This is a genomic window from Paenibacillus sp. R14(2021), assembly GCF_019431355.1.
GTDB lineage: Bacteria > Bacillota > Bacilli > Paenibacillales > Paenibacillaceae > Paenibacillus_Z.
Map to the genome: position 1 here is coordinate 4,909,897 of NZ_CP080269.1, position 13,215 is coordinate 4,923,111.

General features: G+C 52.0%; 14 protein-coding genes. 13 read left to right on the forward strand and 1 reads right to left on the reverse strand.

Annotated features, from left to right (window positions below):
* The first annotated feature begins 51 nt into the window (after window positions 1–51).
* The 10 genes from KXU80_RS22730 to KXU80_RS22775 all read left to right on the forward strand — a co-directional run bounded on the left by KXU80_RS22730 (window position 52) and on the right by KXU80_RS22775 (window position 7,698).
* Window positions 52–1,395: an ABC transporter substrate-binding protein gene (locus KXU80_RS22730; RefSeq protein WP_219835432.1), complete on the forward strand. Its 1,344-nt coding sequence runs from the start codon at window positions 52–54 to the stop codon at window positions 1,393–1,395.
* A 93-nt stretch (window positions 1,396–1,488) separates the two neighbouring features.
* Window positions 1,489–2,373, forward strand: coding sequence for a carbohydrate ABC transporter permease (locus KXU80_RS22735; RefSeq protein WP_219835433.1), 885 nt, complete (start codon window positions 1,489–1,491; stop codon window positions 2,371–2,373).
* Window positions 2,370–3,194, forward strand: coding sequence for a carbohydrate ABC transporter permease (locus tag KXU80_RS22740; RefSeq protein ID WP_219835434.1), 825 nt, complete (start codon window positions 2,370–2,372; stop codon window positions 3,192–3,194). Before KXU80_RS22735 ends, KXU80_RS22740 begins: the two co-directional genes overlap by 4 nt.
* A gap of 233 nt (window positions 3,195–3,427) precedes the next feature.
* Window positions 3,428–3,808, forward strand: coding sequence for a VOC family protein (locus tag KXU80_RS22745; protein ID WP_219835435.1), 381 nt, complete (start codon window positions 3,428–3,430; stop codon window positions 3,806–3,808).
* Window positions 3,809–3,953: 145 nt separating this feature from the next.
* Window positions 3,954–4,349 (forward strand): GNAT family N-acetyltransferase, encoded by a 396-nt coding sequence (locus KXU80_RS22750; RefSeq protein WP_219835436.1) that lies wholly within the window; start codon window positions 3,954–3,956, stop codon window positions 4,347–4,349.
* 190 nt (window positions 4,350–4,539) lie between these two features.
* A complete protein-coding gene (locus tag KXU80_RS22755) occupies window positions 4,540–5,022 on the forward strand; it encodes a DinB family protein (protein ID WP_219835437.1) in 483 nt (160 codons plus the stop codon).
* A 63-nt stretch (window positions 5,023–5,085) separates the two neighbouring features.
* The gene (locus tag KXU80_RS22760) at window positions 5,086–6,096 is read left to right on the forward strand and encodes a LacI family DNA-binding transcriptional regulator (protein WP_219835438.1); all 1,011 of its coding nucleotides are present in this window, start codon (window positions 5,086–5,088) and stop codon (window positions 6,094–6,096) included.
* 19 nt (window positions 6,097–6,115) lie between these two features.
* Window positions 6,116–6,937, forward strand: a complete 822-nt coding sequence (locus KXU80_RS22765; protein WP_219835439.1) for an AAC(3) family N-acetyltransferase — start codon at window positions 6,116–6,118, stop codon at window positions 6,935–6,937.
* A complete protein-coding gene (locus KXU80_RS22770) occupies window positions 6,898–7,113 on the forward strand; it encodes an S-layer homology domain-containing protein (RefSeq protein WP_219835440.1) in 216 nt (71 codons plus the stop codon). Before KXU80_RS22765 ends, KXU80_RS22770 begins: the two co-directional genes overlap by 40 nt.
* A 216-nt stretch (window positions 7,114–7,329) precedes the next feature.
* Window positions 7,330–7,698, forward strand: a complete 369-nt coding sequence (locus tag KXU80_RS22775) for an HIRAN domain-containing protein (protein WP_219835441.1) — start codon at window positions 7,330–7,332, stop codon at window positions 7,696–7,698.
* On the opposite strand, the gene KXU80_RS22780 is transcribed toward KXU80_RS22775, so the two are convergent.
* Window positions 7,695–8,468: a phosphotransferase gene (locus KXU80_RS22780; RefSeq protein WP_219835442.1), complete on the reverse strand. Its 774-nt coding sequence runs from the start codon at window positions 8,466–8,468 to the stop codon at window positions 7,695–7,697. The genes KXU80_RS22775 and KXU80_RS22780 overlap by 4 nt on opposite strands.
* Before the next feature lie 495 nt (window positions 8,469–8,963).
* Between KXU80_RS22780 and KXU80_RS22785 the strand changes: the two genes are divergently transcribed.
* The 3 genes from KXU80_RS22785 to helD all read left to right on the forward strand — a co-directional run bounded on the left by KXU80_RS22785 (window position 8,964) and on the right by helD (window position 13,213).
* Window positions 8,964–9,962: a phosphotransferase enzyme family protein gene (locus KXU80_RS22785; protein ID WP_219835443.1), complete on the forward strand. Its 999-nt coding sequence runs from the start codon at window positions 8,964–8,966 to the stop codon at window positions 9,960–9,962.
* A gap of 90 nt (window positions 9,963–10,052) precedes the next feature.
* Window positions 10,053–10,484 (forward strand): VOC family protein, encoded by a 432-nt coding sequence (locus tag KXU80_RS22790; protein WP_219839180.1) that lies wholly within the window; start codon window positions 10,053–10,055, stop codon window positions 10,482–10,484.
* Between the two features lie 314 nt (window positions 10,485–10,798).
* Window positions 10,799–13,213 carry an RNA polymerase recycling motor HelD gene (gene helD, locus KXU80_RS22795; RefSeq protein ID WP_374987799.1) on the forward strand — a complete coding sequence of 805 codons (2,415 nt, stop codon included), beginning with the start codon at window positions 10,799–10,801 and terminating at the stop codon, window positions 13,211–13,213.
* Window positions 13,214–13,215: the final 2 nt, after the last annotated feature.

A 13,215-nucleotide genomic window follows, 5' to 3' on the forward strand; every position in this document is an offset into this window, starting at 1 on the left:
TCCCGTTATAATCATCAAGTAAGCGTTATCACAACCTAGGGAGGTCTTGAAATGAAAAAGAAATCACTTTCGCTTCTGGCAGCGGTTACAGTGCTGGGCTTATCAGCCTGTTCGTCCGGCGGAGGCAATACAAACAACACATCCGGCAATACCGGGGGCAACGCGGCGGCAAATACAACGACGAACAATCAGGCAGCGAACAGCGGATCCGATGCAGCGCCTACGAAAGTCGAGCTGAAGATCTTCTTGGGCGGCCTTGACCGGTTCCGTGAACAATTCGACGGTTACTTCGAGAAATTCGCAGAGAAAGAGAAAGCGGACAAAAACATCGAAGTCACATTCAACTCGGAGTATCCAGGTGCCGACAACGCGCCGCAAATTTTGAAAACACGCCTCGCGACAGGCGACGTGCCTGACGTATTCAGCCTGCATGCGGGAAATGACATGCCGACGTTCAACAAAGCCGGCTATTTGACAGACCTGTCCGATCAACCGCTCGCGGGCAAGCTGATTGACGGCATCAAGGAACTTGTCTCGGTGGACAACAAAGTGGTTGCCGTACCGATGGAGAGCTTGTCCTGGGGTTACTTGTACAACAAACAAATCTTCAAAGATCTGGGCCTGACGCCGCCTAAGACGCTGACGGAAATGAAAGCGGTTGTGCAGAAGCTGAAAGACAACAAAGTTACGCCGTTCCTCCTCAGCTACAAGGAAAGCTGGATTCCGCAATTGTTCCTGCCGCTGACAGTCGGGGGCCTCGTGAACAGCACGCATCCGGACTTCATGGATAAAATGAACAGCGATCAAGGCAGCTTCGGCGACATCAAAGAAATGTTCGACATCATCGATCTGGTCAACGCGAACGGCACGGACCGCGCATTCGAGAAGGGCAACGACGACGGCGCCGCGGATTTCGCGAACGGCAAAGCAGCCATGTGGGTACAAGGCACTTGGGATGCGGACAGCATTCTGAAAATGAACGACAAAGCCGATTTCGGCGTCGCTCCGCTGCCGATCAACGACAATCCGCAATCGTCGCGTATCAACGTTTCGGTCTCCACGGCACTGTCCGTACCGCCGAACAGCAAGAACAAAGAAGTGGCGATCGACCTGCTTAACTTCATCTTGGACGACCAAGCATCGAATGACCTGTATCAAAGCCTGAAATTCAACCCGGTTTCCAAAAATCATACATTCAAGCCTTACCCATGGGTAGAAGATGCAGCGGTATTCATTAACCAAGGCCTGTCCTACAAAGATCCTGCGATCCCATCTGCGGTTAAGGATGAGTCCGGAAAGGCGCTCCAATCCTACTTCGACAAGAAACTGTCCAAGGAAGACGTCATTAAGGACTTGGACAAAACGTGGAAGGAAGCTAACGCAACCAATAAATAAATCGGTCTCGAGCCAAACCGAGCGTACCCCGTTTCCGCCGCCGCAAGCGGTCACGGAAACGGGGTATGTCTTCCATAAGGAGTGAACACAATCATGAGGAGCCGACGCAGTAAAGCCAACCTGTCGTTAATTTTGTTCGTGCTGCCTGCTTTTATTCTCTACCTGCTGTTTCTAGTCATCCCGATGCTGAAAGGCTCATATTTCAGTTTCACGAACTGGAACGGACTTAACAAATCCTACGACTTCGTCGGCATCAAGAACTTCGTCGAGGCACTTCGCGACGATCATGATTTCCGTTCGGCGATTTGGTTTACAGCGAAGTATGTGATCTTCGCCGTCGTGTTCCAGAATGTCGTGGCGCTGCTGCTGGCCATGCTGATCGAATCCCGCAAGAAGGGGAAAGGGTTCTTCCGGACGATCTTCTTCATGCCGAACATGCTCAGCATCATCATCAGTACGTTCATGTGGGTGTTCGTCTTCTCGAAGGTTATTCCCGCTTTATCCGAATATGCCGCGCTGAAGTTTCTGGACTTGTCCTGGCTCGGCGATCCGAATGTCTCGTTCTGGACGATTCTGATCGTATCGCTCTGGGGCGGCGTCGGCACGCTCATGCTCATCTATATGGCGGCCATCCAAGGCATCCCGCAGCATTTGAAGGAAGCCGCGATCATTGACGGCGCGCAGCCGATCCACATGCTTCGGTATATTACGCTGCCGCTGATCGTACATGCGCTCACGATCTGTATCTTCCTGACCCTGAACAGCTCCTTCAAAGTGTACGATCTGGTCTACGCCTTGACGGGCGGCGGTCCGGGACGGGGCACGCAGGTTATTACGATGAACATTCTCGAAGAAGCTTACCAAGGCAACAATCGGTACGGTTATGCCAGCGCCAAAGCGATCATTCTCTTCCTGATTATCCTTGTCATCACCATGATTCAAGTGTCGATCATGAAGAAACGCGAGGTGGAAGCATGAGCAAACGCATCTATTCCGTGCTTTCCTGGGCGGTTCTCCTGCTGCTGGCGGTTTATTTCCTATTCCCGATCTACATGGCTATCGTCAATTCGTTCAAGACGCAGAGCGAGGTTTACCGCTCCGTATTGGGCTTGCCCACTTCCTTGCATTTCGACAACTACGTGGAAGCGTTTAAGAAAGCGAATATGCTTCGAAGCGGCTTAAATACAATTATCGTCACGGTGACGGGCATCGTCGGAATCGTCGTCTGCAGCTCGCTGGCCGGCTACAAGCTGTCCCGTACGCGGAGCAGACTGAGCAACTGGATCTTCATGCTGTTCGTGGCCTCCATGCTGATTCCGTTCCAGACGATCATGGTGACATTAACCAAAATGGCACGCGATTTGGGTCTGCAAGGCACGCCGTTCGGACTTGGCGTCGTCTGCGCCGGACTTGGCGTCAACATGGCAATCTTTCTCTACCACGGGTTCGTAAAGGGCATCCCGCGGGAGCTGGACGAATCCGCAAGTATCGACGGGAGCGGCGAGTGGAAAGGGTTCTTCCTCATTATCTTCCCGCTGCTCATGCCGATAACGTTCACGATCATCGTGCTTAACCTGCTCTGGCTGTGGAACGACTTCCTGCTGCCGGTGCTGCTGCTGAACGATTACCGCAACTATACGCTTGTCCTGACGATCAATATGTTCTTCGGCAAATACAGCCGCGACTGGTCGCTGATCTTGGCTTCCTTGATCCTCTCGTCCATTCCGATCGTACTCGTCTTCGCCTTCTTCCAGCGCTGGATCATCCAAGGGATCACGGACGGGGCGGTTAAAGGGTAAGGGGTTTCCAGGCTGCCCAGAATAGAAAGTAGACATGAAGAAGACGTGAGCGATCACGTCTTCTTTTTGCGTTTGGTTCGTGTAAGGAGAGGGTCGAAGATACGCCGTTATTCGATAGGAAGGAGAGTAGGAAGGCGTTGTTGAATGTCTTACATGAAAGCAAGAGATACTGTACTCCTGTAAGGATTGCTGTATCACGTTAGCGATTAGCTAAATAAGGGAGTGGAGCAGGTATGATGAACCGTGTCGGGCAAATTATGGTGTATGTGGACGACCAGGATGCAGCAAGGGAGTTTTGGACGGAGAAGGCGGGTTTTAAAGTGATTTCCGAAGAAAACAACGGGCAGGGCATGAGATGGATCGAGGTTGGTCCTGCAAACGGGGCCGAAACAAGCCTCGTTCTCCACAACAAAGCATTCGTTGCGAAAATGTCGCCGGAACTGAATCTGGGTACGCCCTCCTTGATGTTCTTCTCGGATAATCTGGATCAACTGCACGCCGATCTCTCCAATAAGAACGTTAAAGTCAGAGAGATTGTAGACATGCCCTTCGGCCGCGTGTTTAACTTTGCGGATGCAGAAGAGAATTACTTTGCGGTCTTGGAGAAGAAGTGAATAGGGAAGCAGAGACGAGGCAGTCGAAATGAATTCGGCTGCCTTCGCTCTACTTTTCGAATGATATAAAAAAAGTATCTTAATTTCGTGCTAGCTTCGAAGGTGGAGATAATTTATATAAAACGATTACGAAAGGAAGATTAGAATGATCACTTATTCAGAAGAAAAATCACTTAAAGCGAAAGATGTTGCTGAAGTATTCAAGCAATCCGGAATCAAAAGACCCTATGAAGACCTAGAAAGAATTCAAAAAATGATAGATAATTCAGATCTTATTGTGAGTGCATGGGATAACAACAAAATGATTGGAATTGCCAGAGCAATAACAGATTTTTCTTACTGCTGCTATCTTTCCGACTTGGCAGTCGACAAGGAATATCAGAATCAAAGAATCGGAAAGAGTCTTGTTGATAAATTGCAAATCCTTCTGGGAGATGAAACATCATTAGTCTTGCTTTCATCACCTGCGGCGATTGATTTCTATCCTAAAATAGGCTTTGAAAAAACGGATAAAGCATATGTAATAGCAAGAAAGAAATAGATAATAAATGGGTAGGTAACCAGCAAACATCTTCAAGACTATTAAACGCTTTCAATTGATCAGGCTATTAAATCCGATATAATCTTAATTAAAGGGCTGGCAATGATCATAAAAGGCTGGGAAAGAGACGGTTACATCAAATAAAAGCTATCGATCATGCGGACCCCGATATAAAAAGGAGACTCTATGCATGTTGAAATTATTCGAGTATAACTGGCAAGTGCGTAAGGATTGGCTGGATTGGTGCGATTCGGTCGCCGAGGACGAGCTGCTGAAGATACGTACGGGCGGCCCGGGCAGTATCCTGTATACGCTGTTTCACATTGTGGATGTCGAGTACGGCTGGATCAGCATGATGCAAGGAAAGACATTCCCCCCGATGCCGCCTTCGTTCAAGGACTATGCATCCGTGCAGAAGCTGAGAGATTACTCGGCAAGCTGTCATGAAGGGATCGCGCCTTTCGTATACGGATGGAACAGCGGCATGGAATCGCTCATTCTGGATGATCAGAACGAATCGGGCGAGTTGGAACAGTTTCAATATGGAGAAGTCATGCGGCATGTCCTCGCCCATGAGATCCATCACATCGGCCAATTATCGATATGGTCGCGCGAAATCGGCAAGCAGCCGGTTACCGCTAATTTGATCCGCAGAGGCTTATTTGATCGTTAGCGGCAACAATCTACTAATGCCTGCTGCAAATAATGATAATTCATAGAAACGGAGATTTATAATATGGCAACGATACGAGACGTTGCGAAGCTTGCGGGCGTATCGGTTGCGACGGTGTCCCGCGTTCTGAATCAGAACGGCTACGTGAACGCGAAGACCGAGTCCAGCATCCGGTCGGCGATGACCGCGCTGCAATACAAGCCTAATGCCATCGCGAGAAGTCTGGCGGGGAAGCAAACCTCCACGATCGCGCTGATGATTCCGGATATTCGCAATCCCTTCTTTCCCGAGCTGGCCAAGGCCGTCGAAAGCACCGCGAGCAAGCACGACTACACGGTGATTCTATGCGATTCGGATCATGACAGCAGCAGGGAGCGGAAATATTTTGACGTGCTGAAGAACAAGAAAATCGACGGGCTGATTCTAGCCTCCTATACAGTGCAGCCCGATCAGATTCTTGAACTTCAAGCTGAGGGCATTCCTGTCGTGCTGGTCGACAACAGCTTCCCGGCTCATCCGATCTTGTCGCTTGGCGTACGCAACAGGCAGGGAGCGGCCGCGGCCGTTCAGCATTTGCTTGATCAAGGCTGCCGCAAAATCGCCCACATTGCCGGGCCGTTCCAAGTGGCGGCATCCCATCAGCGCAGCTTGGGATACGAGGAAGCTTGCCAAAGCAAAGCTTGGTTCGTGCCGAGCCTGATCGCGCAGGGCGATTTTCATGCCGAGGGCGGGTATTCGGCGATGCTGGAGCTGCTGGATCGGCATCCGGATTTGGACGGTGTGTTTGCCGGCAACGATCTGATGGCGATCGGTGCGCGAAAGGCGTTATCGACCAAGGGGCGGAGGCTGCCGGAAGACGTGAAGCTGATCGGCTTTGACGGCATTCCGGTCCATTGGGATGAATTGGCCTTCTCGACGATGACACAACCGTTGTCGGCGATGGGGGAATTGGCCGTGGACTACTTGATCAAGCTGATGAATGGCGAGGCGCTGCCGCTAGAACCGCATGAGCTGGATGTGGAACTGACGGTTCGGCCATCCACGGTGCGGAGCGGCCTCGAAACGGTCTATTAATCGAGGGGAAGGCGTAAAGATGAGTGAACATGAGGTCGTGGCGCATACCGTTGCGCCGAATACGGTAACATCGATGCTGGGAGACTTGCGCGCGCTAGGCGTTCAAGAAGGAGATAAGCTGCTCGTTCATTCTTCCTTGTCCAGCTTGGGCTGGGTATGCGGCGGTCCGCAGGCGGTCGTGCAGGCGCTGCAGCTGGCTGTCGGCGAAGCGGGTACGCTGATCATGCCCGCGCAGAGCGGCGATTGGAGCGATCCCGCGGAATGGGCGCATCCGCCTGTTCCGGCAGCATGGCTCGATACGATCTATCGCGAAATGCCGGCCTTCGATCCCCTGCTGTCGCCGACGCGGGGAATGGGACGCATCGCCGAGCTGTTCCGCACCTTTCCGGGGACGATCCGTTCGCGGCACCCGCAGGTATCGTTTTGCGCGAACGGTCCCCACGCGGAGGAGATCGTTAGCGATCACCCGCTGACGCCGCAGTTTGGCCTCGCTTCGCCGCTTGGTAAGCTGCAGGCGCTGGACGCCAAGGTGCTGCTGCTTGGCGCTGGTTATGATTCTTGCACCAGCTTTCACCTGGCTGAAGCGCTGATCGAGGCGATGCCGACGAAGCGGATGGGTGCGGCCATGACAGAGGATGGGGGACGAATCTGGAAATGGTTTCATGACTTTGCCTACGATTCCGAGGATTTCGACCGAATTGGCGAGCAGCTGGATGAGGACGGCTCGGCGCGAAGCGGAAGGATCGGCAATGCGGACTGCCGGTTATTCGACTTGGCGGAAGGCGTAAGAACAGCCGAGCAATGGTTGAGACGACATCGATTTTCACAAGGAGTAAGCTAGAAACCGCTGCAACGAGCTGGAGCATTTCGCCATACGCGCTGGATGCGGCGCGGGCTGCTCAGCAAGCGGGGATCATCGGCGGCCAAGGCAACGGCCGCTTCGCTCCGAAGCAATTCGCCATGCGCGAAGAAACGGCGAAGATGCTGGCCGTCTTCTTCCGCGGACTGGTGAAATAATCGTTCGAGCATGACATAATAACTAAGAAGGAGCCCGAGAATCTGAAGCAGATTCTCGGGCTCCTTCGTGCATACTTCCGCATCGAACCTACGTCGCTGACAGGCTGCCCCCAATGACGAGTGTTATACTCGTTTACAAATAGAAGGTTTGATAACGTTGGCTTGCCTGCATTGCAGGCTTAGAATAATAGGGAATATAAATAGGGGGGATTGCAGATGAACGAGCCGGTTTACGTTGCCGTAACGGGCACGAATCATTATTTTGGAACGGAGTTTATTCAGGTTGGCTTCACGATCCGGCTGACGAAGGACCCGGACAATCGCCATGACCAGGAAGCCATCCGCGCCGATCTGCAGCCGCTTGGCCGAATCGGCTATGTGGCCAATAGTCCGCATACCGTTCCGCGAGGCTGCAAGAGCGCGGGACGCATCTACGATACGTTCGAGGACAAGCTGATGGGCATCGTCCGATTTGTCGTGAAAGACACGGTCATCGTGGAGTTGGCCGGCACGTACGACGAGACGCTGTTGTCGTCCGTGTTCGCCGTCCAGGAGCCAGCACCGCGTCAAGGTTACCTACGTTAGGATGCAATCGTCAGCTCTTGATAAAGATGCTCTGCATCCTGCAGCAAATCGGGTATCCATTCGTCTGATCCAGGGATGATATCGGTCCCGCCGTATACAAGCCAGCGCAATGTCTTGATCAGCCAGCATAATCCGCCGACTTGCAATTGCCAGTTCAGATCTTCAAGCTGCACCTCGGATACCTCCATATAGGCTGCCAGGATATCTTCCCTTGGGGTATGACTCCAAGCGTGGGCCTCCGTAATCAGGCAATGCAGGTCGCCAAGATGGGGGCTTAGGTAGGCGATGGACCAATCAATCGGCATAATGCCGTTGTCTTGGACCAACAGATTTTTGGCATGATAATCATGATGAACGATAGAGACGGGCACCATTCGATAGAGTCTTTCCAGCTGATGAGGCAGCGCGGCCTTGAGGTGAAGTAAAATCTCGGACCCGGATAACCAATTCGACTGCAGCAGATCATCCAGCAGGGCTAGAAAGGCTTCCTCCGAGACGGTATACGTGTCAATGACCTGCTTAGGGAGCACTTTCTCTAGGTTGGCTGCTGCGCGCATGCGCAGTCTCGCTAACTCCCTTGCCGCCTCGAGAAAATGAGCGGGCTCCGGCTGCTCTTCCACATTGACTCTCCCAGCATCCTCCATGATCATGACACCGCTGTCTTTCAACTGCATGAATGCATAGATTTGCGGCGCTTTGATCTGCAAGGGGTGCACCAAGTCGCGGTAAATCGCGGCTTCCCCCGCCATCTCGCTTCCGCCCCATTTCACAATGCGCGTATCACCTGACCTGAGCCTGACTCTGTAGACCTCCGAAAGTGACCATTTCCGTAAGAGCGACCATTCCGTGACCTCGCTAAGGATAGGCAGTAAGGTGCGATATTCAGCTAAGCATGCTGGCATCATTTCGTTTTTCCTCCCGTTCTCACATGGTTACGAAACATATTTTTACATAAATGGGGCGAAAGATATAGACTTAACCTTTCCCGTTTGTTATGATGTTGAATGAGTTCTTGGAAGATTCAGGGACTCCCGGGATCCATTCAAAGCACATGCATCTGAAGGGAGTGAGCGGCATGAAACGCCGGGCTACTACTAAAGAAAACGTTGTTATGGTGATTATGAACTGAATAGTGAAGGCGGACACGAGTCTGCCGTTAAAATAGGGATATTACTGCAGATCGAGACCGCAGGCATAGCCTTGCGGTCTTTTTGCGCGCAAAAATAAGACTGGATCGGTCAAGGAACCGACAAAGGAGGATGCCGATGTTGAAATTAAAGCATTTATTTAACAATGAGCCATTAGCTGAGATGCTTCTGGGAAACTGGGCATACGACAAGGAATCGATCGAACTATTTCAGTACTATCGGATTTCTTCAAATGCGATCTATCCTTTTCGTTTCGAGGGCGCAACCCGGCTGCTGAGATTCGCCCCAAAGGCAGAGAAAAGCGAAGCGAATATACTAGCAGAGCTCGATTTCATCGCTTACTTGCGCGCGCAAGGCTACGGAGTGCTCGAAGCCGTCGCTTCGAATCATGGAGAGGAGCTTGTAGAGGCGCGAACGCCTTGGGGTGATTACTATGCATCTGTGTTTAAACGCGTAGCAGGCGTGCAAATTAATCAGACGGATTTTAGCGATGCCATTGTTTTCAGCCATGGGAAAGCATTAGGGAGGCTCCATTATTTATCGAGTACGTATACGCCTGCCGCTCATAAGCGATGGTCGCAGCGTGATGTACTGGCTTGGATGCAGGATGTCTTGGACGATTTTCCGCATGAAACGGCTGCACGCATGGAATCCGAGCGGCTGCAAGCTTACTTTGCTGCTCTGCCGACTTCAAGCGATTATTACGGCCTCATTCATTATGACTTCGAGTATGACAACGTCTTTTATGATGAAGCAGCCGGCTCTTGTAACGTAATCGATTTCGATGATGCGATGTATCATTGGTACGTCATGGATATTGAACAGGCACTTGATAGTTTGAAAGACGGTATACCAAGCGACCGCTACGATCAGAAAAAACAATGCTTTATGGACGGCTACCTGACCGAATTCAGTATTGCTCCAGGCGCGATGGCATTCCTTCCGGCATGCAGAAGGTTTGCTAATTTATACGGGTACGTCCGCTGTCTGAGATCTATGTCCGACCAATGGGTCAACGAGCCTGAATGGATGACGAACTTGAGAGCGAACCTAATGAAATCAATGGGTGAAGCATCTCGTAATTTCGGCCAAGACATACCGGCTGCAAAGCGGTAGAGATTTAATCATTTCAATTTATTAGGCAGCGGAATTTTGGTGTATAATGAATAAGGTTGTCCAGATTATACCAAAAGGAGCTGTTGAATGATGTCAATCAGTTTGAACCCGTATTTGATTTTTGCCGGCAACACGAGGGAAGCGGTCCACTTTTACGAGAAGGCGCTGGGCGGGAAAGTGATCGGCATCATGGCGTTCGGCGATATGCCGGCGGACCCTAATTATCCGATGACGGATGAAATGAAGAATCGTGTCATGCATGCGCACTTAAAGGTCGGCGATTCAGAGCTCATGTTCTCCGATACGTTCGATGGCATGCCTCATACGCCGGGCGATACGGTTCAGATTGCCATTCATCCAAAAGAAGAGGCAAGAGCCAGAGAAATCTTCGCTGCGCTGGAAGACGGCGGACAAATCGTTATGCCCCTTCAGAAGACGGATTGGAGCCCCTTATACGGGATTGTAAAAGACAAATTCGGCGTGACTTTCCAAGTGAATGTACCGGGAGAAATGCCGCAGTAATCGCATACAGCTATAGGCCCCACTAACGAAACAAGCCTCCTGTTCGCGAATGAACAGGAGGCTTGTTTCATTGTGTTCCGGCCCATCACAATAGAACCAAAAAGAACCCGGCAAACGCTGCCGGGTTCAATAATAGAAAAAAGGAATTGTACCAGAGAAATCAGTGTGATATGATGAGTCAGATGCCCTTTTCTTGAAAGTGTGCATAGTAATCGCATGTTACTTATACCTTAATTCTAGCACATGGGCTTGCGGGTTGTCAAACGTTGTTTTGTTTCTTTAGACGGGACCAAGAAAGGGCGTGTTCACGCGTGCTGACTGAGAACGATATGCGGCAAGAACAGGAACGGCTGGAGCAGGTGGCGGCTAAGCTGTCGGCTAGAATCGCCGAAATGGAGCCGGAGATGGCCGGGCTATACGATCAGGTGACGGACATTCGCAAACGATTCTGGGAGGAAGTAACGGTTAACACGAGCACGGACGAAGATTTTGAAGAGACCTTCTTCACCATCAGGCAGCAGGTCGCTTTGTTGTCCGAACGGGAGCGGACGCATCAGAAACGGGTACAGCAATGGAGCAGCTTGAATCGGCTTCTGCTATCGCCTTACTTCGGGCGGATCGACTTTCGAGAGGAGGGGCAGAGCGAGAGCGAGCCCATCTATATCGGCGTCTCTTCGTTCGTCGAGACCGACGGCTTGAACTTCCTGATCTATGATTGGAGGTCGCCGATTGCAAGCATGTACTACGACTATTCGCCGGGAGCCGCTGCCTATGAAACGCCAGGCGGGCGCATCGCGGGAACGATAGAATTGAAGCGGCAGTATCAGATCCAGGGTACAGAAATCGTCAATCTGTTCGATGCAAGCCTTACGATCGGCGACGAAATCCTGCAGCAGGTGCTTGGTCAAGGCACGGACGGACAGATGAAGAGCATCGTCAGCACGATTCAAATGGAGCAAAACGCCATCATCCGCAACGAGAAAAGCCGAATGTTGATTGTACAAGGCGCCGCCGGCAGCGGGAAAACCTCGGCAGCGCTTCAACGGGTGGCTTACTTGTTATACAAGCATCGCGAACGGCTGAAGGCAGACCAGATTGTCCTGATCTCCCCGAATCCGATGTTTAACAGTTATGTAGCGACGGTTCTTCCCGAGCTTGGTGAAGAGAACATGCAGCAGACAACCTTTCAAGACTATTTGGACTATTGGCTTGGCACGGCGCTGCAGTCCGATGATTTGTTCGATCAGATCGAATATGTGCTGACGGCCGAAGCCTCGGAAGGATACGAAGCCCGCCGCGCGGCAATCGCGTACAAAGCATCGGAAGCTTTTCTGAGGGCGATTCAGAACTATGCGTCCTGGCTTGGGCAAGCGGGCATGCGATTTACTAACATTCGTTTTCGCGGCCGCGACATCATTACAGCCGCGCAGATGCGAGATCAATTCTATAGCTTCGAACCATCCATTCGCATAGCGAACCGCGTTGCTTCGCTGAAGGCGTGGCTGCTGAAGGAGCTGGCTGTCCTAGAGCGCAAGGAGCGGGAAGCGGAGTGGGTGCAGGAGGAGATCCAGTATATCGACGACGAACGATATGCCGACGTCTACGGCATGCTCCATCAAGAGCAGGGCGTCTTCGATTTTGCCGAACAATACGCGAGAGTCCGGGAGATCATCGATAAGAAGCGCCGGGGTGACGAAGGAGATTTTGATTTTGCGCGGAAGGAAGAAGAACTGCTCCGCCGCATGGTGGTAGACGAACACTTCGCACCGTTGAAGCAAAGCGTGAAACAGCTGAAGTTTATCGATGTTATGGGCTTGTACGAGCAGCTGTTCAGCGTTGAAGAGGTCTACCGGCAAATGACCAACAAGACGGAAGTGCCCGAGCATTGGGCGGAAGTGTGCAGGCAAACGAAAGAGAAGTTAAGTCGTTCCGAAATGTTTTACGAGGATGCATCCCCGTATCTCTACTTGAAGGAACTCATCGAAGGTGTCCGAACGAATGCGGACATTCAGCATATTTTTGTAGATGAAGGCCAAGACTACTCGCTGTTTCAATACGAGCTGCTCAAGCGGCTGTTCCCGCGTGCACGCATGACGGTACTCGGCGATTTTGGGCAGGCGATCTTCCCGCAGGCGACCGATCTGCATACAGCCGATTCCCCGCTGATCCAGCTTTACGGCGCATCCGAAACGAACCAAGTGTATCTCGCTCGCAGCTATCGTTCCACCCGCGAGATCGTGGCGTTCACGAAGTCGCTGCTGCCGGGCAGCGAGGACATCGTGCCGTTCGAGCGAAAAGGCGGGAAGCCGCTTCTCACGATGGCAAGCAGCGGAGAGCAGCGAATTGTCCGAATGGCCGAGGATCTTGCGGTCCTTCAGGCCGAAGGCTTTGCATCCATTGCGGTCATTACCAAGACCGCGGCGGAGAGCGCCGAAGCCTATGCGCGCTTGACTGCGCAAGGCTGCCTGGCTCTGCAGCTGATGACGAAGCAATCGCCCTCCTTCGAACAAGGAACGATGGTGGTTCCGGCCTATCTCGCGAAGGGCGTCGAGTTCGATGCCGTGCTCATCTATGATGCTTCCGCGCAGGTCTATCATCGCGAAAGCGAACGCAAGCTCTTCTATACCGCGTGCACGCGCGCGATGCATCGGCTTCAGCTGTACGCGAATGGGGAGTGGACGCCTTATATTTCGGGAACGAATCGTTCGCTGTATGAGGTGAGGATGTAAGC